General features: G+C 61.7%; 24 protein-coding genes and 1 pseudogene. 18 read left to right on the top strand and 7 right to left on the bottom strand.

Translation table 11 applies throughout. The features are described 5' to 3' along the window. Positions 1–43 precede the first annotated feature (43 nt). From HPY65_10750 to HPY65_10770, 5 genes and pseudogenes are all read left to right on the top strand, one after another. Complete coding sequence (locus HPY65_10750) at positions 44–1,441, top strand: FAD-binding protein (GenBank protein ID NPU84955.1); 1,398 nt, start codon at positions 44–46, stop codon at positions 1,439–1,441. A 1-nt stretch (position 1,442) separates the two neighbouring features. Then, positions 1,443–2,726, top strand: a complete 1,284-nt coding sequence (locus tag HPY65_10755; GenBank protein ID NPU84956.1) for a (Fe-S)-binding protein — start codon at positions 1,443–1,445, stop codon at positions 2,724–2,726. A 225-nt stretch (positions 2,727–2,951) separates the two neighbouring features. Continuing rightward, positions 2,952–3,343 (top strand): annotated as a pseudogene (locus HPY65_10760) (DUF5329 family protein). Positions 3,344–3,406: 63 nt separating this feature from the next. Beyond that, the gene (locus tag HPY65_10765) at positions 3,407–4,174 is read left to right on the top strand and encodes a glycosyltransferase family 2 protein (GenBank protein NPU84957.1); all 768 of its coding nucleotides are present in this window, start codon (positions 3,407–3,409) and stop codon (positions 4,172–4,174) included. Between the two features lie 103 nt (positions 4,175–4,277). Continuing rightward, positions 4,278–5,189 (top strand): PhzF family phenazine biosynthesis protein, encoded by a 912-nt coding sequence (locus HPY65_10770; protein ID NPU84958.1) that lies wholly within the window; start codon positions 4,278–4,280, stop codon positions 5,187–5,189. Between the two features lie 14 nt (positions 5,190–5,203). Here the strand turns inward: HPY65_10770 and HPY65_10775 are convergent, their stop codons facing one another. Continuing rightward, entirely contained in the window at positions 5,204–6,802 is a 1,599-nt protein-coding gene (locus tag HPY65_10775; GenBank protein ID NPU84959.1) for a tetratricopeptide repeat protein, read from the bottom strand. A 238-nt stretch (positions 6,803–7,040) separates the two neighbouring features. Between HPY65_10775 and HPY65_10780 the strand changes: the two genes are divergently transcribed. The 8 genes from HPY65_10780 to HPY65_10815 all read left to right on the top strand — a co-directional run bounded on the left by HPY65_10780 (position 7,041) and on the right by HPY65_10815 (position 15,877). After that, positions 7,041–8,042: a hypothetical protein gene (locus HPY65_10780; protein ID NPU84960.1), complete on the top strand. Its 1,002-nt coding sequence runs from the start codon at positions 7,041–7,043 to the stop codon at positions 8,040–8,042. Between the two features lie 100 nt (positions 8,043–8,142). Then, a complete protein-coding gene (locus tag HPY65_10785; protein NPU84961.1) occupies positions 8,143–8,874 on the top strand; it encodes a glycerophosphodiester phosphodiesterase in 732 nt (243 codons plus the stop codon). 130 nt (positions 8,875–9,004) lie between these two features. Beyond that, a complete protein-coding gene (locus tag HPY65_10790; GenBank protein NPU84962.1) occupies positions 9,005–10,222 on the top strand; it encodes an FprA family A-type flavoprotein in 1,218 nt (405 codons plus the stop codon). A 27-nt stretch (positions 10,223–10,249) separates the two neighbouring features. Next, positions 10,250–10,411 (top strand): rubredoxin, encoded by a 162-nt coding sequence (locus tag HPY65_10795; GenBank protein NPU84963.1) that lies wholly within the window; start codon positions 10,250–10,252, stop codon positions 10,409–10,411. Positions 10,412–10,420: 9 nt separating this feature from the next. Continuing rightward, positions 10,421–10,912, top strand: coding sequence for a rubrerythrin family protein (locus HPY65_10800; protein NPU84964.1), 492 nt, complete (start codon positions 10,421–10,423; stop codon positions 10,910–10,912). 166 nt (positions 10,913–11,078) lie between these two features. Further along, on the top strand, positions 11,079–11,510 hold the full coding sequence (locus HPY65_10805; GenBank protein ID NPU84965.1) for a phage holin family protein: 432 nt from the start codon (positions 11,079–11,081) through the stop codon (positions 11,508–11,510). Further along, positions 11,501–14,125: a DNA mismatch repair protein MutS gene (gene mutS / locus HPY65_10810; GenBank protein NPU84966.1), complete on the top strand. Its 2,625-nt coding sequence runs from the start codon at positions 11,501–11,503 to the stop codon at positions 14,123–14,125. The genes HPY65_10805 and mutS overlap by 10 nt, the downstream gene beginning before the upstream one ends. Positions 14,126–14,305: 180 nt before the next feature. Next, positions 14,306–15,877 (top strand): AAA family ATPase, encoded by a 1,572-nt coding sequence (locus HPY65_10815; protein NPU84967.1) that lies wholly within the window; start codon positions 14,306–14,308, stop codon positions 15,875–15,877. Positions 15,878–16,015: 138 nt separating this feature from the next. Here the strand turns inward: HPY65_10815 and HPY65_10820 are convergent, their stop codons facing one another. Both HPY65_10820 and trxA read right to left on the bottom strand, forming a co-directional pair. After that, on the bottom strand, positions 16,016–16,834 hold the full coding sequence (locus HPY65_10820) for an outer membrane protein assembly factor BamD (GenBank protein ID NPU84968.1): 819 nt from the start codon (positions 16,832–16,834) through the stop codon (positions 16,016–16,018). Further along, the gene (gene trxA, locus HPY65_10825; protein NPU84969.1) at positions 16,834–17,163 is read right to left on the bottom strand and encodes a thioredoxin; all 330 of its coding nucleotides are present in this window, start codon (positions 17,161–17,163) and stop codon (positions 16,834–16,836) included. The genes HPY65_10820 and trxA overlap by 1 nt, the downstream gene beginning before the upstream one ends. A gap of 199 nt (positions 17,164–17,362) precedes the next feature. On the opposite strand from trxA, the gene HPY65_10830 reads away from it, so the two are divergent. The 3 genes from HPY65_10830 to HPY65_10840 all read left to right on the top strand — a co-directional run bounded on the left by HPY65_10830 (position 17,363) and on the right by HPY65_10840 (position 20,387). After that, positions 17,363–18,079 (top strand): MTAP family purine nucleoside phosphorylase, encoded by a 717-nt coding sequence (locus tag HPY65_10830; GenBank protein NPU84970.1) that lies wholly within the window; start codon positions 17,363–17,365, stop codon positions 18,077–18,079. Continuing rightward, positions 18,076–18,591, top strand: coding sequence for a cob(I)yrinic acid a,c-diamide adenosyltransferase (locus HPY65_10835; GenBank protein ID NPU84971.1), 516 nt, complete (start codon positions 18,076–18,078; stop codon positions 18,589–18,591). The genes HPY65_10830 and HPY65_10835 overlap by 4 nt, the downstream gene beginning before the upstream one ends. Positions 18,592–18,668: 77 nt before the next feature. Further along, entirely contained in the window at positions 18,669–20,387 is a 1,719-nt protein-coding gene (locus tag HPY65_10840) for a diguanylate cyclase (protein NPU84972.1), read from the top strand. A gap of 50 nt (positions 20,388–20,437) precedes the next feature. Here the strand turns inward: HPY65_10840 and HPY65_10845 are convergent, their stop codons facing one another. From HPY65_10845 to HPY65_10855, 3 genes are all read right to left on the bottom strand, one after another. After that, complete coding sequence (locus HPY65_10845) at positions 20,438–20,866, bottom strand: hypothetical protein (protein NPU84973.1); 429 nt, start codon at positions 20,864–20,866, stop codon at positions 20,438–20,440. 116 nt (positions 20,867–20,982) lie between these two features. Next, positions 20,983–21,438 carry an ACT domain-containing protein gene (locus tag HPY65_10850; GenBank protein NPU84974.1) on the bottom strand — a complete coding sequence of 152 codons (456 nt, stop codon included), beginning with the start codon at positions 21,436–21,438 and terminating at the stop codon, positions 20,983–20,985. Positions 21,439–21,539: 101 nt separating this feature from the next. Then, positions 21,540–22,838 carry a phenylacetate--CoA ligase gene (locus HPY65_10855; protein ID NPU84975.1) on the bottom strand — a complete coding sequence of 433 codons (1,299 nt, stop codon included), beginning with the start codon at positions 22,836–22,838 and terminating at the stop codon, positions 21,540–21,542. A 266-nt stretch (positions 22,839–23,104) separates the two neighbouring features. Between HPY65_10855 and HPY65_10860 the strand changes: the two genes are divergently transcribed. Then, on the top strand, positions 23,105–24,877 hold the full coding sequence (locus tag HPY65_10860) for a chloride channel protein (GenBank protein ID NPU84976.1): 1,773 nt from the start codon (positions 23,105–23,107) through the stop codon (positions 24,875–24,877). A gap of 256 nt (positions 24,878–25,133) precedes the next feature. Here the strand turns inward: HPY65_10860 and HPY65_10865 are convergent, their stop codons facing one another. After that, entirely contained in the window at positions 25,134–25,685 is a 552-nt protein-coding gene (locus HPY65_10865) for a hypothetical protein (protein NPU84977.1), read from the bottom strand. 20 nt (positions 25,686–25,705) lie between these two features. Between HPY65_10865 and HPY65_10870 the strand changes: the two genes are divergently transcribed. After that, positions 25,706–26,227 (top strand): winged helix-turn-helix transcriptional regulator, encoded by a 522-nt coding sequence (locus tag HPY65_10870; GenBank protein ID NPU84978.1) that lies wholly within the window; start codon positions 25,706–25,708, stop codon positions 26,225–26,227. The last annotated feature ends 28 nt before the right edge of the window (positions 26,228–26,255 follow it).

A 26,255-nucleotide genomic window follows, 5' to 3' on the forward strand; every position in this document is an offset into this window, starting at 1 on the left:
AAAGAAGACAGGACCGAAACATTCATTCATGGAGAAAGAAAATATGGTCGAGGATTCCGTGATCGCCCAGTTGAAGGGCACCGTAGGCGAATCGAATGTCCTGAAGGACAGGGCCGACCTCGTTACGTACAGCTACGATGCCACACCCGATCAGCCGAGCCGGATGCCCGACGTGATTGTGCTGCCGGCGACCACCGCGGAAGTCCGGAACATTGTCCTGATCGCCAGGAACAGCGGGCTGGCCGTCTATCCCCGCGGGGCGGGCACCAATCTCAGCGGGGGAACCATTCCGATCCAGGGCGGCATCGTCCTGTCGTTCCAGAGGATGGACCGGATCCTGGAAGTGGACCCGGAGAACCTGACGGCCACGGTGCAGGCGGGCGTGGTCATCCAGGCCCTCAACGACGCCGTGGCGCCGTACGGGCTGATGTACCCTCCCGACCCGGGGACGGTGACGACGGCGACCATGGGGGGATCCGTCGCGGAATGCGCGGGAGGACTGCGCGGGCTGAAATACGGTGTGACCAAACATTATATCCTGGGGATGGAGGTCGTCCTGGCCTCGGGAGAAATCTTCAAGTTCGGCGGGAAGACGGTGAAAAACGTCACCGCCTACGATTTCGCCTCCCTCTTTGTAGGCTCCGAAGGCACCCTGGGGATCATCACCCAAATCACCGTCAAGCTCGTCCCGCCTCCCAAATGCCGGAAGGCCATGCTGGCGACGTTTCAGCGGCTCGAAGACGCCGGAAACACGGTGACGGGCATCATCAAGGCCCACATCATCCCCGCCACGCTGGAAATCATGGACCGGGTGACCATTCAGACCGTCGAGAGCTACGCGAAGGTCGGATTGCCGACGGATGCGGAAGCGCTTCTCCTGATCGAGGTCGACGGTGGATCCCAGGACCTGGTGGATGCGGAAGCGGAGGCCGTGCTGAAGGTGATCGGTGAGCACGGAGGGAAGGTCCGGCTCGCCCAGTCGGAGATGGAGAGAGACCGGATCTGGACGGCCCGGAGGGCCGCCCTTCCCGCATTGGCGCAGGTCAGTCCCACGACCATCCTGGAAGACGCCACGGTGCCCAGGAACTGCATTGCCGACATGCTCATTGCCGTTCAGGACATCGCCCGCCGGTATCGCCTCCGGATCGGGACATTCGGGCATGCAGGCGACGGGAATCTTCATCCCACCATTCTGACGGACGTGCGAAACGGGGAGGAAATGGAACGGGTCCACCGGGCCGTGGACGAAATTTTCTCCACGGCCCTCCGGCTCGGCGGAACCCTTTCCGGCGAGCACGGGATCGGGCTGGCCAAGATGAAATACCTCGGGGACGAGCTGAACGGCAGCGGGATCAACCTGATGCGCCGCCTGAAGGATGCCCTGGATCCCGATTCCATCCTGAATCCGGCCAAAATGGTGCCTTTGAAAAGGAATCCCTGAGATGAAGACGGCCCTCTACGACTCCCTGGACGGCGTGGCCGACGCCCTCGCAAAGTGCATGAAATGCGGCAACTGCATGGCCGTCTGTCCCGTGTATCCAGCGGAAAAACGGGAATCTTCCTATGCCCGGGGGAAACTTGCCATCGCCGAGGCGGTCCTCAGGGGCGATCTCCGTCTCGATGACGGGAGCGTCCAGGAGAAGCTCTTCAACTGCCTTGTCTGCACCTCCTGCATGCAGAACTGCCCCTGCGGCGTGGACGTAGGGGGGATTGTGATCGCCCTCCGGGCCGCCCTGGCCAGGGAGAAGGGCCTCCACGCGGTCAAGCGCGTGATTTTCCGGACCCTGAGAAATCAGACTCTCTTCAACCGGCTGATGAAGACCGGGGCCTCTCTGCAGAGACTGGGCCTGCGCAGGATTCCCGGAGACGCCGGGTACGAGCTCCGCTTCAACATCGGGCTTCTGACGAAACGGATCTTTCCCGGCCTGGCCGCCACGCCTTTTCGCGAGCAGGCGCCGGAGCGGATCTCCTTCCATAAACCAGGAGCGACCGCCGCCTTTTTCACCGGGTGCACCTTCAACTACATTTTTCCCGGTGTTGCCTGGGACGTGGTCAAGGTGCTGAACGCCAACGACGTGGAGGTTCTCGTTCCCGGGGGCCAACAGTGCTGCGGCATCGCCCTGCTCGCCCACGGCGACGTGGAAGGGGCAAGGGACCTGGCACGGAAAAACCTCGACGCCATGGAGACCTGCGGAGCCGCTCAGATCGTTACGGCCTGCGGATCCTGCGGCGAGTCCTGGCAGCACGGCTTCCTGAAGATCCTGGCGGACGACCCGGTCTACGGCCCCAAGGCGGCCTTCTGGCAGAGCCGCACCTTCGATATTTCCACCTTTTTGACGGCCGTCGTTCCGTTCCGGCAACCGGAAGGGCGCATGGAGGAGACTGTCACATACCATGATTCGTGCCACATGAAGAAAGTCATGAAGGTCTTCACGGAGCCCCGGATCCTCCTGCAGTCGATTCCCGGCGTCACGCTGAAAGAAATGACCAGGCCGGACGCCTGCTGCGGAAGCGGCGGCTCCTACACGATCACACATCCGGAGACGTCCGCCGGGATCACCGGCCGGAAGATAGAGGATATTCTCAACACGGGTGCCGGCAGGGTCGTCACGGGATGTCCCGGCTGCATGATGCAGCTGTCCGAGGGGCTCGCCCGGGCAAGACGGCCGATGGTCGCCGGTCATTACATATCGCTGCTGGCCCGAGCCTATGGTGAAAATTTCTGAGAGCGGACAGTGGAGAGCGAAATCAGTGCAATAGCGATGCGGAAAAAGGATTCCTGAAGAAGTGCCTCTCCCCCTTCCCGTAATCCATCGGGTCGGGATTTCTTCGATCCGGCGTCGGGCAACCCCTGGCGCCGGATTGTCTTTGTGAGGAACCCCGTTGCAATCGCCGGGCTGACAGGCTATGCATCGGCATGCGAATCTGAACCTTCTGCTGCGGATCGGAAAATGGAACGGCATTCATCGTTATCGTGCAGGGACATAGTGAGAATTCTGATTCTCGCCGCATCTCTGCTGATGGTCTCTGTTTCCCATGCTGGAGAACCGCCTCTCGCAGCCCGGGCGGAGATCGAGCATCTTTTCTCCTATCTGGAGACTTCCGGCTGCGATTTCTACCGGAACGGCTCCCGGTACGACAGCAGGGAGGCGGCGGCGCAAAGCATCAGTATCTCCTCGAAAAAGGCATGGTTTCATCCGCAGAGGAGTTCATTGAGCGGGCCGCTGCGAAAAGCAGTTCCAGCGGGAAGCCTTATCAGGTTCGCTGCGGCGGGGGGAAGATCACGGAGAGCGGCCCGTGGCTCCGGGCGGAGCTCATGAAATACCGAAAATCGCGAAAGTGACCCGGAAGATTTCATATCGTTTGCGATCCCGGTGGCGGCGCCTGTCTATCGGCTGGAGAAAGCATGTTTCTTGACCGGAAAATCGTTGTGGTCATGCCGGCCTACAACGCGGCGAAGACCCTGAAAAAGACTTACGAAGAGGTGATGGCCCAGGGGATCGTGGATCTCGTGATCCTGGTGGATGACGCCAGCCGTGACGAAACGGCGGAAATCGCATCCGCCCTGCCGAAAACGAAGGTCTTCGTCCATGGCGAGAACCGCGGTTACGGGGCGAACCAGAAGACCTGCTACCGTCTGGCGCTGGCGGAGGGGGCGGACATTGTCATCATGGTCCACCCGGATTACCAGTACACGCCGAAGCTCATCCCCGCCATGGCGTCCATGATCGCCGGCGGCCTTTATTCCTGCGTCCTGGGGTCCAGGATCCTGGGAGGATACGCGCTCACGGGCGGCATGCCCCTGTGGAAGTACGCCGCCAACCGTTTTCTGACGCTGGTGGAGAATTTCCTGATTGGAGCCAAGCTGTCCGAATACCACACGGGTTATCGGGCGTTTTCCCGGGAGCTCCTGGAGAGGCTCCCCCTGGAGGAGAATTCGGACGATTTCGTCTTCGACAACCAGATGCTGGCCCAGGTCGTCTGGTTCGGCTACATCGTCGCCGAGGTGAGCTGCCCCACCCGATATTTTGCCGAGGCGTCGTCCATCAACTTCAGCCGCAGCCTGCAGTACGGATTCGGATGTCTCCGCACGGCGGTGCAATTCCGCCTCGCCGCATGGGGCTTTTTGTCCTCGAGACTGTTTCCGGAGAAACCCGGCCGAAACGGAAGATAGGCGGCGTCCGCGCTCCTGACGGCCCGCAGGGCGGGGAGGCGATCGAGCGCAGGCCTGCCGACCGTGCCGGAAGCCGTCGATCCTGACAACCGGAGGTGATTCCATGCCCGTTCCATCTTTGCAGAAATCGTTTTCTTTCAAGAAGATCGACGCCTTTGCCACGGCGACATCGGAGGGGAACCCCGCCGGGGCGGTCTACCTGAATGCGCCGGCCGAGATGACGGCCGATGAAATGCAAAGAATCGCCCGGGAGCTGAAGGGATTCGTTTCCGAAGTCGGGTACGTCTGGAAAATCGACGATGGCGTGTACGGATTGAAGTATTATTCGTCGGAGCGCGAAGTCGCGTTCTGCGGTCATGCGACGATCGGCATTGCATACGATCTGATCGGGAATGACCCAGCTTTGCTTGCTCGGGAAACCATCCGAATCGTCAACAACATGGGGACGCTGACGGTGGAGAACAGGATCGAGGGGGAAAACGCCGTGTTCGTTGCAGCTCCCGAGCCCGTCTATGCGAACACCCGGATCGATGATGGCGGTTTTGCCGAGGCCGCGGGCATCGATCCGGTCGACCTGGATCGTGAAAAGCCGATATCCGTTGTCAATGCGGGCCTTGAGACGCTGATCGTTCCGATCCGGCGGCTGGAGACGGTGCTTGGGATGTCTCCCCGTCTGAAAGAGCTGAAATCCTACTGCGAAGCGCACTCCGTCGACATCGTCACCGTGTACTCCTGTGAGACGGCGGACAAGGCGAATGCCTTCCGGACGAGGGTGTTTGCGCCTACCTTCGGGTATCTCGAAGACCCCGCGACAGGGTCCGGGAATGCGGCCTTCGGCTGCTATCTCCTGAAGAACGGATATTGGGACGGATCGTCCATCCGCCTGGAGCAGAACGGCGATTTCGCCAGGCCGAACATCGTCCGGCTGCTGGCCCGGGACGACGGCGGCGGCATGCGCGTCTGGTTCGGCGGTGGAGCCATCGTTCGGATCCGGGGTGAGTACTTTCTGGAGTAGAGACGAACGGATCGTCAACGCCCGGCCTGGATCGCCCCGGCGGCGTCGCAGGCCTCCTTCAGACCCAGCGAGCAGGCCTTCCGGAAATCCGCGAGGGCCTGGCTTTTCCTTCCCTTCTTTTTGTAGGCGGTTCCCCGGTTCTTGTAGGCATTGGCGTACCCGGGGGTGAGGGCGATGGCGCGGTTGTAGTCGTCGATGGCCTGGTCGAGCCGGCCCTGAACGAACCGGGCGTATCCCCGGTTGTTGAAGGCGAGGTCGTACCTGGGGTTGAGGGCGATGGCGCGGGTGTAGTCATCGATGGCCCGCTCAACCCGGTTCATCCGCCGGTACACGATGCCCCGGGTGTTGTAGGCATCGGCCAACTTGGGGTCCAGGGAGATCGCGCGGTTCAGGTCTTTCAGCGCTTCGTTCAGACGGTTCTTCTTGAGCCAGGCGTCTCCCCGGTTGTAGTACGTACCGGCGTCGGACGGCTCCAGGGCGATGGCCCGGTCGAGGTCCGCAATGGCCTGGTCGAGCCGCCCCGCCATCAGGTGGGCATTCCCGCGGTGATGGAACGCCAGTGACGAGGCCGGGTTCAGCTCCAGAGACCGGTTGTAGTCCTTGATGGCCCGGTCGTATTCGCGCTTGTCGAACCAGGCGCTGCCCCGGTTGTGGTAGGAACTGGACCCGTCCGGATTCAGTGCGATGGACCGATCGAAATCATCGATGGCCCGGTCCAATTTGCCCATCCGCCGGTATACGGTGCCCCGGCCGTCGTAAGCGCTGGCGCCGTCCGGCTTCAGGGCGATGGCCCGGTTCAGATCCTTCAATGCCTGGTCGTACTTTCCCATTTCCCGGTAGGCAAGCCCGCGGTTGCGGTGGATATAGGCCGCACCCGGCTCCAGAGCGAGGGCCCGAGTGTAGTCGGCGACGGCCCTGTTAAAGAGCTCTTGCCGCTGGTAGGCGTTTCCCCGGTTCGCGTAGGCGTCCGCGTAGCCCGGATCCAGTTCGATTGCCGACGTGTAGGCCGCAACGGCCGGCCCGAATTCATTCCGCAGGTAGAACTGGAGGCCCTTCTCCAGCCAGGCGGAGGCCTGGAGGCGCTTTTCGTCCTGCGTGATTTTCTCCTGCAGGGGTATGGCCTCTTTCTTCCCCTTCGAGCGGGCCAGCTCCGCCTTCAGCCGGTCGATCTCCCGGCGGCTGTCTTCGTATGATTTCCGGAGGTTGCCGTAATCCTCGGCGGCGTCCCGTTCCCGGACCCGGGCGGCCATTTTTTTGACCTCGTCCGTCTGGATCCGGGCACGGATGCGGACCCACACAATGAGGCCATCCCCCGCCATGGTCCTCTTCTTTTCCAGGACCGTCACGTCCATGATCCCCGAGGCGAGAACCTGGACCTCGTCGCGGGTGAGCTGGAGATTCTCCACCTTCGAGTAGCTCTCCACATAGGTTCCCGCTTCCTCAAGGGCGGCCCGCTTCGCCTTCTGCAGCGCCCGCTCTTCCGCGGCCAGGGGCGTCTCGCCGTCCCCCATGATGTAGGATCCCTCGGCGGTGATCTCCCGGACATCCGCGACGGCCGATCCGGGAAGAATCAGAAGAAGCATGATCAGAATGTGGATCAGAAAGGTTTTCATGACTGCCTCCCAAACTCACCATAAGGGGAAAACAATCTCCAGTGCAAGCCCCCATGCCGGTGAATCGCTGAACGGCAGACTCCCGGAGGTGATAACCGGGTGGACTGCATCCCTTTTCCGCATGATGAACGTTGCCGTAACGGCGGACCCATGGTAGAAAAACACGTCTCGTACGAAAATCATTTCGTTCCGGATACCCGTTCCTTTCTGGAGGGGACCGGTCGGAGAGGAATCGAGCATGCTGAAGGTCATCGAGGACGAGGCCACCATCCGGCGGTGTCAGCAGCAGTTCAGCCGAAGTTTCCGGGCTGTCGCGGACGCGCGGATTCCCGTCCGGGTTGGGCATCCGGGGGCTAGCTTCCGGGCCTCCGTATACTGGTCGGACGAACGGGATCTCTGGCTCTACTCCAAGCGGATCCCGGAGAAGAACCACTGGAACGTCCTGGGGATCGGCAAGCCGGCGCCGGAGGGGCGGGTAGCCATCACCTGCGAGATCAATTTCCCGATCCGGGGAATCGACCGGAAGATCGGCGGCGCCCTGGCGCGGGACCCGGAAGGGGTGATCTATGTCGTCCACCGGGGCCGCCTCGGGGGAAGCCGGAAGGGAATCGGCAAATCCCTGTTCGGGAGCCGCTACCGCGGTGTCTGGGCTCTCATGGAGGACGGTGAAGAACTGGCGACGGTGGCCGTTGTGGGCGCCCTTCATTCTCCCCGTTTCGTCCGCCAGCTCGGGCAGTTCGTCCGCAAGGTCCAGCGGATGAAAGACCTGGCCGCGTCTCAGGACCCCCAACTGGCCATCGCCTTCCCGGAAGTGAAGTTCCGCGAAGAACTCAGCGGCAAAGCGGCCCTGCCGGATCCCGTCGATCTTTCCCGGTTTTGCGACCGCGGCCTGATCGCCGGCGACCTGGCCGCGGCTCTTCAGTCCATGGGACTCCAGTCGGGCAACGACGAAGGCCGGGACTGCTTTATCGTGGACAGCCAGGAGCGGATCACCGTCCTGTTCAAAATTCTGACGAGCCTCCGGGACGGCGAGGTTCACGAAGCGGCGGCAAGGCTCCTGGTGGACGGCGTTTCTCTCCCGGAAAAACCGTGGTTGGTCCTGGCTGCTCCGGCCGCCCTGCCTGCCGTTTTGGCGGAGCCCCTGAAGGCCCTCGGCGCGGAAATCCTGCCCTATGACTGGTCCGGGGACCGAGCCGTGTTTCCACAGTTGAAGGCCTTTGTCCGGGAGATCGGGCGTTGACTCCCGCCCGATTCTCCGGGCCGCCGGTTGCGGATTCCGGGTTTCATCCTGCTGCGCTCCGGCGGGGTAAGGCGGTCGTCCCGCAGGGCGGCGAGTGTGGATGCCGCGGGAGGATGCCGTGACGTCCCTGGCCGAACTTCCCCGTGGCCGGCTTTTCCGCTTCGCCCACCGGGGTGCCTCGGCCCGGGCGCCGGAGAACACCCTGGCGGCCGTTGAGCAGGCCCTTGCCCTCGGGGCCGACGGCGTTGAGATCGACGTGTACGCCGTCGAGAGCGAACTGGTCGTGATCCACGATCCCCGGCTGGAGCGGACGACGAACGGGCAGGGCCGGGTCATGGCCTCCCCCCTCGCCTATCTGCGCTCCCTCGATGCCGGACAGGGACAGAGGATTCCCTTTCTCCACGAGGTCCTGGACCTGGTGGACCGGCGGGCCGTGGTCAACGTGGAATTGAAAGGGCCCGGCACAGCCGGTCCGGCAGCGGCCGTTGTGCGGCGGTATGTGAGAGAACGCGGATGGCGTTACGGGGATGTTCTCCTGTCATCCTTTCACCGCCGGGAACTGGCCGTTGCCGGGGAGGAGGCGCCCCGAATTCCCCGGGGCCTTCTGACGCGCTCCCCCATCCTCCCCACGAAGCGCTTTCAGGTGGAAAGGAATCTTTTTTCCATCCATATCCGCCTGGACCGGGTCAGCCGCCGCCTTACGGACGCGGCGCACCGGAGGGGCCTGAAGGTATTTGTCTATACCGTCAACCGGGAGGAGGACTTCCGGGCCATGGAAGCCATGGGAGTCGACGGCGTCTTCACCGACTTTCCAGTGTCGGTGAAGGGATGAAAGAGGCAAATCGATATGCAGAGCGGGCAATCCGGAGCCGTCCCGAAGCTGTCGGGATTGACACCCTCCACGGCGTAATGCTATCCAATGCCCGGCATTTCCCATTCCGATACGGCTACGAGGTAAGCACATGAACAACGTCGATTTCTACAAGGCTGTGAAGATCACCGACCGGGTCTGGTGGGTCGGTGCGATCGACTGGAATATCCGGGATTTCCATGGCTACACGACCCGCCGGGGAAGCACCTACAACGCCTACCTGGTGATGGCCGACAAGATCACCCTGATGGATACGGTGAAGGCCCCGTTCCGGGAGGAGATGCTCTCCCGGATCGCCTCCGTCGTGGACCCGAAGGAAATCCGCTACATCGTCTCCAACCACTCGGAGATGGACCACACGGGCTGCCTGCCGGAGATCATCGACATGATCCGGCCGGAGAAGGTCTTTGCATCCCCCATGGGTGCAAAGACCCTGCAGGAGCTTTTCCACCGTCCGGCGGAGATCGTTCCCCTGAAGGACGGCAGCCGCCTCAGCCTGGGCAACGCGACCCTGGACTTCATGGAGACGCGGATGCTCCACTGGCCCGACAGCATGTTCAGCTATCTCCAGGAGGACAGGCTGCTCTTTTCCCAGGACGGCTTCGGCATGCACCTGGCCACTTCGGAGCGGTTCGACGACGAGATCGACCCGGCTGTCCTCGAGTTCGAGGCAGCCACGTACTATGCCAACATCCTCCTGCCGTACTCTCCGCTCGTCCTGAAACTCCTGGAGCGGGTCGCCGCTTCGGGCCTGGCCATCGATGTCATCGCCCCGGACCACGGACCCGTCTGGCGGAAGGATTTGCAGGGGATCCTCGCCCGCTACGGCCGCTGGGCCGCCCAGAAGCCGGCGGCCAAGGCCGTCGTGGTCTACGCCACCATGTGGAAGAGCACCGAGAAGATGGCCAGGGCCATGGCAGAGGGGCTTGCCGAAGGAGGGCTCCGGGTGAAGCTCATGAACATGGACGAGGTTCACCGGAGCGACGTGGTTTACGAGACCCTGGAGGCGGGGGCTCTTTGCGCCGGCTCCCCCACCCTGAACAACAACCTGCTTCCCCAGATGGCCGACGTCCTGACGTACCTGAAGGGGCTCCGGCCGGCCAACCTGCTGGGGTGCGCCTTCGGCTCCTATGGCTGGAGCGGTGAGTCGGCGAAGCAGGTCCAGGAATACCTGGAAGACACGAAGGTGAAGATCGTCGGCGAGGCCATCCGGGCAAAGCACGTCCCCGACCGGGATACGCTGGCCCGCTGTTTCGAGCAGGGGCGTCAGGTGGCTGCGGCTGTCAAGGACGTCGTTTCCCAGGGATGAAAGAATCAGGCAATTGTGGAGGAAATCATGAAGAAATATGTTTGTGACGTGTGCGGCTATGTGTACGACCCGGCCAAGGGAGATCCCGATGCCGGAATCCCCCCCGGGACGGCTTTTGAGGATCTGCCCGAAGACTGGGTCTGCCCGATCTGCGGTTCCGGCAAAGACGTCTTCGCCCCGGAGGAGTAGGAGGAACCGATGAGCAAGATCATGGAGATCCTCCACCAGGCCTACACCGGCGAGGCCAAGGCGGTCCTGCGGTTGAAGGTCTATGCCGACAAGGCGGAGAAGGAGGGCTATCCCCAGATGGCCAGACTGTTCCGGGCCATTGCCCTGTCGGAGGAAGTCCACGGAACCCGGGCCCTGCGGCTCCTCAAGGAGATCAGGAGCACTGAGGACAACCTGGCGGCCAGCTTCGAGTCGGAGACGAAGGTGGCCGGCGTGGCCTACGACGCCTTCATCAAAATCGCCAATGAAGAGGGGAACCGCGGCGCCGCCCTGCACTTCAGCCAGAGCCGGGACGTCGAGGAGGTCCATGCGAAGCTGTACAAGGAGGCCATGGGCCACTTCATGGAAGAGCGGGAGACGACATACTATGTGTGCACGATCTGCGGCTATGTCTCCGACGGCGTCCTCCCGGACAAATGTCCCGTCTGCTCCGCCAAGCCGGAGTACTTTACCCAGGTGTGACGACGAAGAAACAGGCCGGACGGGGGCGCTGCGGATCCTTCCCCGCCGCGGCACACAAAAACCTGCGCCTCGTTTGACGGGGCTCGCGTGCCCTGACGGCGAGTGTCCCTGCGGGCGGGGCCGGATGTTCTCCCGCTGAATCTGCCTGAAATCGGAAGGCTGATCCATGACAAGTATCTTCATTCGCTGGCTGATCCTGACCGTGGCCGTTCTCGCGGCGGCCTACTTCGTGGAAGGCATCCGCGTGGCCAGCTTCTGGTCCGCCTTCTTCGCCGCCGCCGTCCTGGGGATTCTCAATACGCTCCTCAAGCCCGTCCTGATCATCGTTACACTGCCCGTGAACATTCTGACCCTGGGGCTGTTCACCCTGGTCATCAACGCGCTGCTTCTGAAAATGGCCTCGGGGGTGATCCCCGGGTTCGACGTACAGGGATTCTGGCCCGCCGTCCTGGGCGCGCTCCTGATCAGCATCGTCAGCTGGATCCTCCATTCCTTCTTCTCCGGACCCGGTCCCGGCATCCGCTCCGGTCCGGGACCCCGCCGGTCCCGGGACGAGACCATCGACCTCTCGCGCCGTGGAGACGACCGATGGGAGTAGGGGACCTGACCCCCGCCATGCGCCAGTATGTGGCGCTCAAGGAGAAGTATCCCGACTGCATTCTCTTCTTCCGGATGGGCGACTTCTACGAGATGTTCTTTGACGACGCCGTCACGGTGGCGCCCGTCCTGGATATCGCGCTGACGTCTCGGAACAAGGGGAAGGAGGATGCCGTCCCCCTCTGTGGCGTTCCCTGGCACTCCGCTTCGGGCTACATCGCCCGTCTCATCGAGAACGGCTTCAAGGTCGCCGTCTGCGAGCAGATGGAAGACCCCAGGCAGGCGAAGGGCGTCGTGAAGCGCGACGTGGTCCGCGTCGTGACGCCGGGGCTGGTCCTGGAACCGGACAACCTCCGGGCCAAGGAGAACAACTTCCTCGCCTCCGTCTGTGTTCGGGAGGGAACGTACGGGATGGCCTTCCTGGACATCTCGACGGGCGATTTCCGGATCACCCGGTTCGTGGATCGGGAGTTCTTCCTTGCCGAAGCGGCGGGCCTTGGTTTCCGGGAGATGATCGCCGAAGAAGAGGCCCGGTCGGAGCCCTGGCTGAAGAGTCTCCGGCAGCGCTCCAATGCCCTCCTGGTGAATTTCCTGCCGCCGGACTATTTTGACGCCGACGCAGCCCGGGATCGTCTAGGCGCCTATTTCCCCCCGGAATCCATCGACCGGCAGGGCATCTCCGGAACGCCTGCCCTCGCAGGTGCGGCGGGAGCGCTGCTCCGCTACGTGGAGGAAACCCAGAAGGAGCGCCTGGGGCACCTTCGGGAGATCCAGTTCCAGGAAGCCGGCGAGTACCTCGTCCTGGACGAGACGGCCCGGGAGAACCTGGAACTCTTCACGACCATCCGGGAGCAGAAGAAGGCGGGCTCGCTCTTCCACGCCCTCGACGAGACGGTCACTCCCATGGGGGGGAGGAGGCTCCGCTGGTGGCTCTCGTACCCCCTGGTGAATCCCGCGCGGATAGGCGAGCGCCTGGACGCAGTCGGTGCGATCCGGGAGCGGAATCTGATGCGGGAGCGGCTCCGGAAGGCCCTGTCCTGCGTGCAGGACCTGGAGCGCCTGGCGGCCCGTGTATCCATGGGCGTGGCCAATGCCCGGGACCTGGCGGCCCTCCGTTCCTCCCTGGATCAGGTGCCGGCGGTCCTGGCCGCCGCGGAGGAATGGACGGCGCCGCTGGCCGTTTCCCGGAAGGCGGACGTCGACGAAATGGCGGACCTGCGGGAGCTGATCGGGATGGCCATCGTGGATGACCCGCCCTTCAGCGTCCGCGAGGGGGGGATCATCCGGGAGGGGTACGACGCCGACCTGGACGGGCTCATCGTCCTGAGCCGTGACGGCAAGCGGGGCATCGCCTCCCTGGAGGAGACGGAGCGGCGAAAGACGGGCATCTCCACGCTGAAGGTGGGCTACAACAGCGTCTTTGGCTACTACATCGAGGTGACGAAGGCCAACGCCGACCGGGTGCCGCCGGAGTACGTCCGCAAACAGACCCTGGTGAACGCGGAGCGCTACATCAACCAGGAGTTGAAGGAGTTCGAGCACGCTGTCCTCCATGCGGAGGAGCGGCGGCGGGAGAGGGAATACGAGCTCTTCACGGCGGTGCGCGACGAGGCGGCCCGGCAGGTGCGGCGGATCCAGGCCACCGCCTCGGCCCTGGCCGACCTGGATGCCCTGGCGTCCCTGGCGGAGGTGGCCCAGCGAGACAATTTCTGCCGCCCCGACGTGGACGACGGCGACGCCATCGACATCCGCGACGGCCGGCACCCCGTCGTCGAAAAAGCGGTCTTCCCCGAGGCGTTCGTTCCCAACGACACCCTCCTGGACGGGAGGGAGAACCGCTTCCTCATCATCACGGGCCCCAACATGGCCGGCAAGTCCACCTACATCCGGCAGGTGGCGCTGATCGTGATCCTGGCCCAGATGGGGGGATTCGTCCCCGCCGCCTCCGCCCGGATCGGGGTGGCCGACCGGATCTTCACGCGCATCGGCGCCGCCGACAACCTGGCCCGCGGGCAGAGCACCTTCATGGTGGAGATGAATGAGGTCGCCGGCATCCTCCGCCACGGCACGCCCCGGAGCCTCGTCATCCTCGACGAGGTGGGGCGAGGGACCAGCACCTTCGACGGCCTGTCCATCGCCTGGGCCGTGGCGGAGCATCTCCACGACGCGCCGAGCCTCCGGTGCCGGACCCTCTTCGCCACGCACTACCATCAGCTCACGGAGATGGCCGCCGCGAAGGAGGGCGTAAAGAACTACAACATCGCCGTCCGGGAATGGGGAGACCGGATCATCTTCCTCCGGAAGATCATGGAGGGCGGGACGAACCGGAGCTACGGCATCCAGGTGGCCCGCATCGCCGGCGTCCCCGAGGACGTGATCCAGCGGGCCCGGGAGATCCTGCACAACATCGAGAACGGCGAGTTCGACGAAGGCGGGATGCCCCGCCTCGCCAGGGGAAAGCGGGCGTCCCGGAAGGAGTCAAGCCAGCTCAGCCTTTTCGCGGGCGTCCGGGACGATCTCCTGGAGGAGATCCGGGTGGCGGATCCCATGAACATGACCCCCCTGGAGGCCCTGCAGCGCATCCAGGAATGGAAGGAGCGCCTGGAAAAGGAGTAGGAGAGCGGAATTTTCGGGAAAGCGGTGAAGGTCCCGAATTCCCCCCGCCGGGCCGACCGCAGGCCAGTCCGTCGCCACAAGGCACAAGGAGTCCATCGTTCCGCCGGGGCGGGTTTCCCGGTACTGGCCGGGACGCACCCGGGTAAAGAGAAATGATACGTGAGGAGAACGTGTGAAGCCATGACCCATCCGAAGCTCGTCGAGTCCATGCTGCGCCCCGACTTTTATCCCCACCGGCCGGAGACGGTCGAACTGGTCCAGACCCACATCTCCTTTGTTTTCATCGCTGGGGACGAAGTCTACAAGATAAAGAAGCCCGTGAATTTCGGATTTCTCGATTTCACCACGCCGGAGAAGAGAAAATTCTACTGCGGCGAGGAGGTCCGGCTGAACCGGCGGCTGGCGGGCGACACCTACTTGGGCGTGGCGGAGATTCGCGAGGAGAAGGCCGGCGGCCTGTCTCTTTCCGGAGACGGGCCCGTGGTCGAATACGCCGTCCGGATGCGGCGGCTGCCCCAGGAGCGGATGCTCAAGGGGCTCCTTCTGGAAGGCGCCGTGGACATCTCCGTCATGGACAACGTGGCGCGGAAGATCGCGGCGTTTCACGCCGGAGCCGAGACGGGCGGCCGCATCGACGAAGTGGGGGGGATCGAGACGATCCGCCGCAATCATGACGAGAATTTCGAGCAGACGGCCAAGTACCGCGGGATCACCATCCCGGCCCACCAGTGGACCTTCATCCGGGATTACATCGCCTTTTTCATGGATCGGAACGGAGAGCTCCTGCACCGCCGGGTGGCGGAGCACCGGATCCGGGACTGCCACGGGGATCTGCACCTGGAACACATCTGCCTGGCCGGCGAAATCGTTATCTTCGACTGCATCGAGTTCAACGAGCGGTTTCGCTTCGAGGACACGGCGGCGGAGGCGGCCTTCCTCGCCATGGACCTGGATTACAACGGCTATCCGGAGTGGGCGGAGGCCTTCGTGACGGCCTATATCCGCCACTCGGGGGATGAGGCGGTCAGGATGCTTCTGAATTTCTACAAATGCTATTATGCCTTTGTCCGGGGGAAGGTGGTCAGCTTCCGCCTCGACGACCCGGCCATCGGCGAGGAGGGGCGCCGGGAGGCCCGGGAGATGGCGGAGAAATACTTCGACTGGGCCTACACGTATGCCGCCCGCCCGGAGCGGCCCGCGCTGATCCTGACGGCAGGGCTCATGGGGACCGGCAAGAGCGTCGTGGCCCGGCAGATCGCCCCCCGCCTGGGCGCCCGCATCATCCAGATGGACGCCCTGAGGAAGGAACTGGCGGGCCTGGCGCCGGGGGAAAAGCGCTCAGAGGACTTCGGCGAGGGCCTCTATTCGGAAGAGGTCTCGCGCAAGACCTACGCCGCGGCCCTGGACCGGGCTGCGACGGCGATCCGGTCGGGCCGGTCGGCCGTCATCGACGGCTCCTACAAGCGGCGCGAGGAGCGCCTGCGGGCGCTGGAAGCGGCCCGGAGCCTGGACGCGGATTTCATCGTTCTTGAATGCCGGTGTGATGAAGGGAAGGTGCGGCGAAGGCTTGAATCCCGGCAGTCGGAGGCGGGCGAGCCCTCCGACGGCCGCTGGGAGATCTTCCGGCAGCAGCAGGCGGACTATGACGCCGTCCATGAATTGCCGAAGGAGTGCCACGGCGTCGTGGAAACGGACGTTTTGCCGGAGGAGGCAGCCGACCGTGCACTGCGCCGCCTTCGTTTCCCGGCGTGACAGGCGGCGAGCCGGGGGCGTCCCGCCGGCCGACCGTAGCATCTCCGGCGGACGTGGATTCATGAAAACGCCATAAAAAAAGGAGCCTCTGGGGGCTCCTTTCCATATCCGGTCGGTGTCCGTTGCCGGACCTCCGGTTCAACCATTGTTTTTATCGTTTTTCTCGACTTTTTCCTTGTCCTTATCCTTGTCTTTTGCCTTTTTCTTTTCTTCCTTTTCTTTCTCTTTTGCTTCCTGGAGCCGCTTTTTCTCCTTTTCCTTCTGCTCTTCGATTTCCTGCGCCGCGGCAAGCTTTTTCGTTTCGGCAAGGTACCAGTTGAGCTTGTAGTCCAGCCCGAGGCCCGAGTAGTCTTTTGCGACGCCCTCGAACCGCTTCAGGGCGGCCTTGTATTTCTTCGTCCGGAAGTAGAACTCGCCGATGTAAAACTCGTTTTCCGCCAGCTGCTGCCGGGTTTCCCGGAGTCGCTTTTCCGCCTGGAAGGCGAACTTGCTGTTGGGAAACCGGGCGATGAGCCGCTCGAAATCCTTCCGGGCTCTCACGGCCTCCGACTGGTCCCGGTCGATCGTCGGCATCTGGTTGTAGTGGCACATGCCGATCTGATAAAGAACATAGGGAATGTTCTCGTTGGTGGGGTGCAGGTTGTAGAAATCCGTGTAGGCCACTTCGGCCTCACCATAGGACTTGTTGCTGAAGTGGGCGTCGGCGATGCCCATCTCCGCGAGAATCGCCAAGGGACTCAGTGGATAGACTTCCTTGAGCCGCTGGAACGATTCGACGGCCTTCTCGTAGCGCCCTTCCTGATAGTCTTCGTAGCCGCGGGCATAAACGGCGTCCGGGGTTGACCGGCTCATGTCCTTCTTGGTGAAGAGATTTTTCACCCAGCCGCAGCCGGTCGTCATGAAGATCAGGGCGATCAGGATCAGCAGGAGGGCCCGGCGTTTTCTGGCGTCCCTCATCACAGCCCCTTTTTTACGAACGTTTCCAGCTTGTCCTTCGGCGCCAATCCGATCAGGGTGTCCAGGACCTTCCCATCCTTGAAAAGGAGCAGCGTGGGGATGCTGCGTATCCCGTACGTGGCCGATGTTCTTGGATTGTCATCTACGTTGACCTTGGCGAACTTGACCCGGTCTCCGTAAGCCGCTGCTATTTCTTCCACGATCGGTCCGAGGGCCTTGCAGGGGCCGCACCAGGGTGCCCAGAAATCAACAAGGACCGGCTTGTCGGCCTTCAGGATTTCCTGGTCGAAGTTACCGTCGCCGGCTTCAAAAAGCTTGCCTTCCGCCATCGGGTTTCCTCCAGGTAATTTTTTCTGTGGCTATGGCATACAAGCGGAGAGGCTGTCAATCCCTTTGCCGACGCATGACCGGTGCGGCCGGCAATCGTAAAGGTTTGTAAAGGCTCTCCGTAAAGGTTTCCTTGCGGGAAGGGGCATTTCTGAGGTAATATCAACTGGCTCGGTCACTCTTCACATGGAAGGGAACGTCATGCCGCCCCTGGGAATCATCTCCGGCCCCATGCTCCTGAAAAGCCACGTCCTGGGCAAATTGAAACCGCGCATGGTGGAAACGCCCTTCGGTCCCGCCATGATCCTTTTGTCTGACGAGGTCGCATTCATCCCCCGCCATGGCCTGGAAGGGGAGCCTTATATCCTCCCCCATCGGATCAACCATGCGGCCAACATGGCCGCCCTCAGGAATCTGGGCGTCCGCTGCGTCGTCTCGGCCAATTCAACGGGATCTCTGAAGCCGGACCTGCCCCCGGGAACCCTCGTCGTGCCGGACGATTACATCATGACTACCGCCTATCCGACGGTCTTTCACGACCGGCCCGTTCACGTCACCCCCGGTCTCTCCGGGAAACTCAGACGGGAATGGCTGTCCGCGGCGGAGGACTGCGGCCGGCCCGCCGTGGACGGCGGCGTGTACTGGCATACGGTGGGGCCCCGGTTTGAAACGAAGGCGGAGGTTCGCATGGCCGCTGCGTTTGCCGACATCGTCGGGATGACCCTGGGCGGGGAGGCCTCTGTGGCGAAGGAGCTGGACCTCGAATATGCATCTCTTTGTTCCGTCGATAATTTCGCCCACGGCATCGGCGGGGAACCTCTGACCATGAATGAAATCGTCCGGTGTGCCCGGGAGAACGCCGAGGCCGTCGTACGAATCGTCAAACGGCTGCTGGAAAAAAGGAGGGATAACGGATGAAGTTTTCGAAAAAGGGAGACGGGGGCGAGACGAGTCTTCTGGGGGGACAGCGCGTGCCGAAATATGATCCCCGCCCGGAGACGTACGGTGTTCTCGACGAGGCCAGTTCCGTCATGGGGGTCGCCCGGGCAATGACCGGGAACGCGAAGATAGGGGACATCCTGCTGGACGTGCAGAAGGATCTCCTCGTTCTGGGGGCGGAGCTGTCGGCCCTTCCGGAAGACCTGCCGAAACTGGCCCGCCGTATTGGCCATGAGGACGCGAAGCGCCTGGAGAACCTCATTGACGATCTGCAGAAGGATGTTACGCTGGGAAGGGAATTCATCTACCCGGGGAAAACGGTTGTTTCCGCCCAGATCGATGTGGCCCGCACGGTTATCCGGCGGGCCGAACGGAAGGCCGCCCTGCTCAAGACGGAAGGCCTTGTGAAAAACGACGCCGTCCATGAATACATGAACCGGTTGGCGGACATGCTCTTCACGCTGGCCCGTTACGAGGAACAGAACGGGTAAGAATCTTTCCGGAGTGGCTGGATGCTGTGCCGGCCGCACGGGTGCAGGAAAGCAGGATATAGGGACGGCGACCGGTTATGAAGAGAGCAGCGGGACATCTGGTTCTGGCAGGGCTTCTCCTGGCGGTGCTTTTTCTGGCCAAGACCCATAGCGACCTTCTCTTCCATGCCGTCGCCGAAGGCTTCTCCATCGTCATTGCCTGTACGATTTTCGGCATTGCCTGGAACGCTCGCCGGACCCTGGACAACCATTACTTTCTGCTTGTCGGCATTTCTCTCCTTTCAGCGGCAGTCCTCGATTTCGGTCACATGCTGGCTCGTCCGGGCATGGGCGTCTTCCCGGGATACGGCGCCAACCTGTCGGCACAACTGTGGATGGCCGCCCGGTTCACGGAAAGCGTGTCTTTTCTGGCGGCTCCTTTTTTCGTCGCCCGCACCTTGCCGGCCTGGAGGGCCCTGGCTCTATATGCACTGATCACGGCGACCCTCCTTTTTGCCATCTTTACACCGGGACTGTTCCCGGACTGCTTCCTGGAAGGTACGGGGCCGACCGCCTTCAAGATTGCCGGCGAGTATGTGATCTGCGGAATCCTTGTCGTCTCGGGGCTTCTCCTGTTTCGGGTCCGGGATTCCTTCGATTCCGTGGTTTTCCGGCTGGCAATGGCCGCCATCCTGGTCAAGGTCGTCCAGGAGACGGCCTTCACTCCATACATCTACATGTTCGGATACTTCCGTGTCCCGGAGCACTTCCTCAAGATCGTTTCCCTGTGGCTCCTTTACCTGGCCCTGATCGATATGGGCATGCGGCATCCCTATGATGCTCTGTTCCGCAACTTGATGAAAAGTGAGGAAGCCCTGCGAAGATCGGAAGAGCAGTTCCGAAGCCTGGCGGAGGAGTCTGTTGTCGGGGTTCTTGTCATGCAGGACAACCGTATCCGCTATGCGAACCATCACTTGATTGAGATGTTTGGATATCCACCCGACGAAGTCATCAACCGCATGTCCCCTTCCGACATTATCGTCCCGGAGGACCTTCCCACTCTCGAGGGGAACATCCGGCGGAGGCTTGCAGGGGATCGGAGCATAACCCACACTCCTTACCGGGCCATGAGAAAAGACGGTACCGTACTCAGCGTCGAAGTCCACTCCGCCATGATTTCTTACCAGGGGAGACCGGCCATTATGGGTACGGTTATCGACGTGACGGATCACATACAGGCCCAGGAGGCGGTCCGGCACCTGGCGTATCACGATCCGCTGACGGGGCTTCCCAACCGTGCCCTGCTGCAGGACCGCGTTGAAACCGCGCTGGCGGTGGCTGTCCGCGCGAAACGTCAAGCAGCGCTCCTGGTGCTCGACCTGGACCGGTTCAAGGAGGTGAACGACACCTTCGGCCATGCCCTGGGAGATCAGCTCCTGACGGAAGTGGCCGGCCGGCTCAGGCAGGCGGTACGGGAGAGCGATACGGTGGCCCGTCTTGGAGGGGACGAGTTTGTCGTTTTTCTTCCCGAAATCGGGGGGGACAAGGCGGCCCTGCGGGTGGCGGAAAAAATCCTGGAATCCTTCACGAAGGATTTTGTACTGGAAGGCCATTCCATCCATTCCTCTACCAGCATCGGGATCGCCTACTACCCGGAGGATGGGAAAGACTGCAAGACCCTGCTCAGGAAAGCGGACGAGGCGATGTATCGGGCAAAAGAGGAAGGGGGCAATCGATGCATTCAGATCCGGGCCTTTCAGGACCCGGGAATGAGCGATCCTTCGGACGGTCAGGATTTTCGCACGAATTCTTTGTGATGAAAAACAGGGGCGCTTTTGCGGTCCGCCGGGATGCCGGGGCGAATGTTTCAGAAAGCCCCGAGCTGGCAGGGTTTGACCTTGATCTTCAGGGCTTCACATATGGCGGCCACTTCCATCTTCGGTACTGCGAACCGGTGAGCGATTTCCCAGGAGTCCAGGCAGGGCAGGCGTCCGTCCTGGAGGGCCACCCGAATGGCCCGTTCGATCTCCGGAGAGACCGCATAGGCGGCATTCACAATTCGTCCCTGGGGGTATCCGAAAAGACCGAGCTGGCACCGGGTGAGCTGTATATTTAACAGATCCAGGTGTACGCCGATGACGGCCATGTCCTTCCGGAGAAAATCCGCCAGCCGGGTTGCCGCGGCGCAGGAGATGGCTCCCTTCTCGGATGCATTGCGCAGAGCCTCGGAGATCTCGGGATCCGCTTTGGCGTCCGGGTGCTTGTCCCTGAAGCTTCCCTTTTTTTCGTGTTTCATGCCTTCCCCCTGTTCAATCAAAGTCCTTGCGGATCATCCCGGCACTTGCGGTGGCACGGGTGATCCCTCCCCGTGCCCCTGTGCCTCTCTCTGCGTTTGGATGCGGCGTTCCGCCGTCAATACTTCATGTAGTGAAACGGCTCGATGGCCGACAGGGCCTCCGTGTCCAGCGTCCGGAAACCATTTTTCTCGACGAGTTTTTCTGCCTTTTCCATCTGGTCTACATCCACCACGAATACAGCCTTTTCCCGGCTTTCCAGGACGAAGCCGTAGGCGTTGTTCACGTTGACCCCTTCCTTGAAAAGAAGCTGGGTGAGCCGGTCGAGACCGCCGGGCTTGTCGTCGATGAGGATCGCGAGGACCGGCCTCAGCTTTACCATCATCCCGGCTTTGGTCAGGGCGGCCTGGGCTGCCTTGGGATCGTCCACAATCAGGTTGATGACGCCGAAGGTGTCCGTTGTGGCGATCGTGGTCGCCCGGATGCTTACCTTTGCCTTGGCCAGGACGGAAGTGACGGCGGCGAGCTTGCCGGGTTTGTTCTCCGCGAAAATGGAAAGCTGATGTGCGATCATGAAATCATTCCTCCTTGCTGCCCTTCAAGCTGGAACCAATGGCGCGCCTTTTCTGAAAAGGGATGCAGCGCAACGCATCCTCCGGACAATTTCCCGGGCCGTCATTTCTCGCGGTTGTCGATGACCCTGACCGCTTTTCCCTCCGTTTTGGGGAGGCTGTCGGGTTCCACCAGGTCGACTTTCGGCGTGATGAGGATGTCGCTCTTGAGTTCATCCACGATGCGACGCCGCAGGGCCTCCAGGTGACGAAGCTCGCCGCTGAAGTATTCCCGTTCCACCTCCACCTTGATGTGCATCAGGTCGTTGAAACCGTCCCTCTCCAGGAGGATGACGAAATTCCTGCCGACCCCGGGGATCTCCATGAGCTTTTTCTCGATCTGAATGGGGAAGATGTTGACGCCCTTGAGGATCATCATGTCGTCGGTGCGGCCGGTGATCCGCTCGATGCGCCGATGGGTGCGGCCGCAGGGGCACTCCCCGGGGAGGATGCGGGTCAGGTCTTTCGTCCGGTATCGCAGGACCGGCATGCCTTCCCGGAGCAGAGTCGTCATGACCAGCTCTCCCTCCTGGCCGTCCGGAACGGGCTGGAGGGTGACCGGATCGATGATCTCGACGATGAAGTTGTCCTCCCAGATGTGCATGCCGTTCTGCTCGGGACACTCGAAGGCTACGCCGGGTCCGTTCATCTCCGAGAGCCCGTAGGAGTTGTAGGCCTTGAAGCCGTAGAATTCTTCGATCCGCTTCCTCATCTTTTCCGAATGGGGCTCTGCGCCGATGAAGGCCATCCGGACCTTCGTGTCCTTCTCCGGCTTGAGGCCCAGTTCTTCGAAGACCGTGTACAGGTGCAGGGCATAGCTGGGGATGATGTGGACGGCCGTCGTGTCGAAGTCCCGCATGAGCTGGATCTGGCGCTTGCTGTTGCCCGCCCCGGCGGGTATCGTGAGGGCGCCGACGCGCTCCGCCCCGTAATGGAAGCCCAGGCCGCCCGTGAACAGACCGTAGGTCATCATGTTCTGGAAGACGTCGCTTTTCCTGAGTCCCGTCATGTACATGCAGCGGGCCACCAGGTTGGTCCAGGCGTCAACGTCGCTTTTCGTATGGAAAATGACCGTGGCCCGGCCCGTGGTCCCCGAGGAGGAATGCATGCGGATCAGCTCGTCCTTCGGGACGGCCAGAAATCCGTAAGGCCAGTTTTCCCGGAGGTCGTCTTTCGTCGTAAAGGGGATTTTCCTGACGTCATTAAGGGTGCGGATGTCCTCCGGATGGATGCCCGTATCTGTGAAGACCTTCCCGTAATAATAGGATTGGACGGCCCGTTTCAACGTGTCACGGAGCCTGTCCGATTGCAGAGCAGCCAGTTGTCCGCGGTCCATTGTTTCCAGCTCTTTTTCCCAGTACATTGCCTGCCTCCCGCTGATTATCCGTTGAAAATTTCTACTTCAGGGGCGGTGTTTTCGCAAGAGAATTCTCCCCGCTGAGGACGACAGAGCCCTGAATCCGAGGGGTTGGGATGCAAACAGGAAAAATGACATGCTGCCGTTCCGCAGGGTTGTCCGCTGTTGACATTAATTGCGATACAAATTAATGTCTCGCAAACCGCAAGTCCGAAAGAGATGGGATGGAAATCCATTTCGGAAGATACAGACAGTCCTTCTCAACCCTACGGATGAAATCCATCGGGCGCTGGATTGTCCTGGGGATGACGGTCGGCGTGGTATCAGGGCTGGGGGCCATCCTCTTCAACTATCTGCTGACGAGCGGAACCCGGTTCTTCATGACCGATCTCGTCGCCTGGGCGATTCCGGATGCGTACCGATCCATCCGCCTGCTCGGCTTTCCCCTCTCCCAATGGCTGATGATTGCGATCCCGGCACTGGGCGGCCTGATCTCGGGTTTCCTGGTTTATCGGTTCGCCCCCGAGGCGGAAGGGCACGGGACCGATGCCATGATCGACAGCTTTCACCGGAAAGGGGGAGCGGTTCGGCCGCGGGTGCCGGTCATCAAGACTGTCGCCTCGGCGATCACCATCGGCTCCGGCGGGTCGGCCGGCAAGGAAGGTCCCATCGCGCAGATCGGTTCCGGTTTCGCCTCCATCCTGGCCACGCTGTTGAAGATGGACGAGCCGAGCCGCCGGCTGATGCTCCTGGCCGGCGCCGCGGGGGGAATCGGCGCCATTTTCAAGGCACCGCTCGGAGCGGCCCTCTTTGCAACGGAAGTCCTCTACCGGAGACCGGAATTCGAATTCGAGGGGATCATCCCCTGCATTCTTTCCTCCATTGTCGCCTTCACCGTCTATACCCTCTACACGGGTTACGGGACGATCTTCACCATTCCCAATCTGGCCCCCGTGACCGCCCCGGCGGAGCTCCTGCTCTACGGGATCTTCGGCATCCTCTGCGCCGCCGTGGGCTACGTTTACATCCGGTTTTTTTACGGGATGCGGGACCTCTTTGCCGGCCGGCTCCGGATGAACCGGATATATCGGCCCGCCGTCGGAGGGCTCCTGCTGGGAGTGCTCGCGTTTTTTCTTCCCGAGGTCCTGGGAGGAGGCTACGGTTGGATTCAGTCCGCCATCGACGGCAAGATGGCGATGCGCCTGATGATTGTGCTGGTTTTTGCCAAAATCCTCTCAACGTCCCTCACCATCGGCTCGGGAGGAAGCGGCGGTGTCTTCGCGCCCTCGCTCTTCATCGGGGCCATGCTGGGGGGGGCGTACGGTCTCCTGTGCGGGAACATCTTCGACCAGTGGTCCCTCCATCCCGGGGCCTTTGTCCTGGTGGGGATGGGCGGTTTCTTTGCCGGTGTGGCCAAGGTTCCTATCGCCGCCCTGATCATGGTGGCGGAAATGACCGGCGGCTACAACCTGATCGTGCCGCTCATGATCGTCTCGACGATATCCTATCTCCTGCTGGGCGATGTCTCGCTCTATGAAAAGCAGGTGCCCGCCCGCATCGACTCGCCGGCTCATCTCGGGGATTTTGCCGTCGATATGCTGGAGCATGTCACCGTGTCGGACGCCGTGCCGCCGGACAGGAAAGTGGAGACCATCCCGGAGAGTTGCAGCTTCGACGCCCTTCTCCAGCGAATCGTCGATTCCACGCAGTCCAACTTTCCGGTCGTGGATGCGGGAGGCCGCCTCACAGGAATTCTCTCCATCTCGGACGTGCGCCGGGTCATGCTGAACGAGGAACTCCACAACCTTGTCGTGGCCAAGGACATCGCGACGGACAGCGTCCTGACCGTCACGCCGGGAGACGATCTGAAGACCGCCCTCCGGATGATGACCAAGGCGGAGGTCCGGGAACTGCCCATCGTGGACCCTGGAGACCCACAGAAGCTGATTTCCATGATCAGCCGGAAGGACATCATCCGAACATACTGCGATCAGATCGAAAGGATAAAAACAGGCAGGAACGACTCGGCGTCGGGGTTGACCTGAAAAATACCGGGAAGCGGATCAATAAGGGGCAGAGCAGGGTTGGACGAACGCAGAAAGAATGAGGAGGCTGTTTGTCCCTGACCTGTGACACCCTGCTCTGCCGTAGAGGGTTCTACAGACTGTCTCGAATCCTGCCTCCTGCCGCGCATCCCCTCATCATTCCGCTTACCGCCGCGAACCTGCGGTTCACGGCTCGGAATTTCGAGAGTCGGGCATCCAGCCGTTCAACAGCCTGCAAAGACTTTTTCAGTAACTGCTACGGATTGTCGAGAGCCGCTCTGCGATGGGATTTCTCCCTTTTCAGAACGTGGATCGCGACAATCCCGTCCTCCGGTTCGCCGTAAAAAATCAACCGAAGGCGATTTTTGCTTATTATATATCCGACATTGACATTACGATCGGAGAGAACGATAGTCAGAAAACGGCCCTGGTCATCGAAAACTCCTCGAAACTGCTTCCAGTCCGGTTCCTGGGCGTCGATTGCCAGGCGTCCGGTGAATTGCCGGTTTGACTGATCCTCAATCTCCATCAGAAATGTCGGGGAGGCCGGCGTGAAGCCGATTTTGTCGGCCTCCAGCGTGGAACAGCTCATCCAGTTTCCCCGCAGATCAGGAATGTCGTTATCCGACGGGAAGGCCATTCCTGAAAACGGGCCGAGGAGAAAAAGAATGAATATAAAAACTACGAGCCGTTTCATTTCGTTCCCGTGCCGATCCCCGGCGCTGTGTTGACGTGTTGAAGCAAAATTGCTATAGTTTCTATACAAACGATTTGTCCTGCAATTAACAGATTGCCGTTCTGTCTGCAACTTCTTTTTGAGGAAACCTTTTGGACCAGAAACATCGAACCATCGCGGATATCATTGATAATGTCAGGAGAATCTTTCAGATTCTGAACGAACAGTCGAAGAAGGTGGAACGGGAGACGGGGCTGACGGGGCCTCAACTCTGGACGATCAAGGCCATTGCCGAATCCTCGCCCGTCCGGGTGCTCGATCTGGCCCGGCGCGTCTACCTTCACCCCGCCACCGTTGTCGGCATTCTCGACCGACTGGAAGCGCGGGGCTATCTGCTGCGGAGGAGGTCGGAGGAGGACCGGCGGGTCGTGTGGGTAGAGCTGACGGAGAAGGGAAACAGCCTTCTTTCCTCGGCGCCCGAAGTGGCTCAGGGTCTGCTTGCCTCGGGACTCGAGACGCTGGGCGAGGGCAAGCTCGGGGACATCAACCTTGGCCTTGCTCAACTGGTGGCGATCTTCGGCGCCAACAAAGTGCCGCCACAGCTGATCCGATCCCCGGAATGGAATGTGCCGGCGGATCATTCCCCATCCGAACAGGAAAAGAGGGAACCATGACTGTCCTGACGAGATCCGGGTGAATCCG

Source organism: Syntrophaceae bacterium (genome assembly GCA_013177825.1).
Lineage (GTDB): Bacteria > Desulfobacterota > Syntrophia > Syntrophales > PHBD01 > PHBD01.

Bases quoted from the DNA above. Each gene is read 5' to 3' on its own strand.
- HPY65_10750 (NPU84955.1), top strand. From the start codon at position 44: ATGGTCGAGGATTCCGTGATCGCCCAGTTGAAGGGCACCGTAGGCGAA.
- HPY65_10755 (NPU84956.1), top strand. From the start codon at position 1,443: ATGAAGACGGCCCTCTACGACTCCCTGGACGGCGTGGCCGACGCCCTC.
- HPY65_10765 (NPU84957.1), top strand. From the start codon at position 3,407: ATGTTTCTTGACCGGAAAATCGTTGTGGTCATGCCGGCCTACAACGCG.
- HPY65_10770 (NPU84958.1), top strand. From the start codon at position 4,278: ATGCCCGTTCCATCTTTGCAGAAATCGTTTTCTTTCAAGAAGATCGAC.
- HPY65_10775 (NPU84959.1), bottom strand. From the start codon at position 6,802: ATGAAAACCTTTCTGATCCACATTCTGATCATGCTTCTTCTGATTCTT.
- HPY65_10780 (NPU84960.1), top strand. From the start codon at position 7,041: ATGCTGAAGGTCATCGAGGACGAGGCCACCATCCGGCGGTGTCAGCAG.
- HPY65_10785 (NPU84961.1), top strand. From the start codon at position 8,143: ATGCCGCGGGAGGATGCCGTGACGTCCCTGGCCGAACTTCCCCGTGGC.
- HPY65_10790 (NPU84962.1), top strand. From the start codon at position 9,005: ATGAACAACGTCGATTTCTACAAGGCTGTGAAGATCACCGACCGGGTC.
- HPY65_10795 (NPU84963.1), top strand. From the start codon at position 10,250: ATGAAGAAATATGTTTGTGACGTGTGCGGCTATGTGTACGACCCGGCC.
- HPY65_10800 (NPU84964.1), top strand. From the start codon at position 10,421: ATGAGCAAGATCATGGAGATCCTCCACCAGGCCTACACCGGCGAGGCC.
- HPY65_10805 (NPU84965.1), top strand. From the start codon at position 11,079: ATGACAAGTATCTTCATTCGCTGGCTGATCCTGACCGTGGCCGTTCTC.
- mutS (NPU84966.1), top strand. From the start codon at position 11,501: ATGGGAGTAGGGGACCTGACCCCCGCCATGCGCCAGTATGTGGCGCTC.
- HPY65_10815 (NPU84967.1), top strand. From the start codon at position 14,306: ATGACCCATCCGAAGCTCGTCGAGTCCATGCTGCGCCCCGACTTTTAT.
- HPY65_10820 (NPU84968.1), bottom strand. From the start codon at position 16,834: ATGAGGGACGCCAGAAAACGCCGGGCCCTCCTGCTGATCCTGATCGCC.
- trxA (NPU84969.1), bottom strand. From the start codon at position 17,163: ATGGCGGAAGGCAAGCTTTTTGAAGCCGGCGACGGTAACTTCGACCAG.
- HPY65_10830 (NPU84970.1), top strand. From the start codon at position 17,363: ATGCCGCCCCTGGGAATCATCTCCGGCCCCATGCTCCTGAAAAGCCAC.
- HPY65_10835 (NPU84971.1), top strand. From the start codon at position 18,076: ATGAAGTTTTCGAAAAAGGGAGACGGGGGCGAGACGAGTCTTCTGGGG.
- HPY65_10840 (NPU84972.1), top strand. From the start codon at position 18,669: ATGAAGAGAGCAGCGGGACATCTGGTTCTGGCAGGGCTTCTCCTGGCG.
- HPY65_10845 (NPU84973.1), bottom strand. From the start codon at position 20,866: ATGAAACACGAAAAAAAGGGAAGCTTCAGGGACAAGCACCCGGACGCC.
- HPY65_10850 (NPU84974.1), bottom strand. From the start codon at position 21,438: ATGATCGCACATCAGCTTTCCATTTTCGCGGAGAACAAACCCGGCAAG.
- HPY65_10855 (NPU84975.1), bottom strand. From the start codon at position 22,838: ATGTACTGGGAAAAAGAGCTGGAAACAATGGACCGCGGACAACTGGCT.
- HPY65_10860 (NPU84976.1), top strand. From the start codon at position 23,105: ATGAAATCCATCGGGCGCTGGATTGTCCTGGGGATGACGGTCGGCGTG.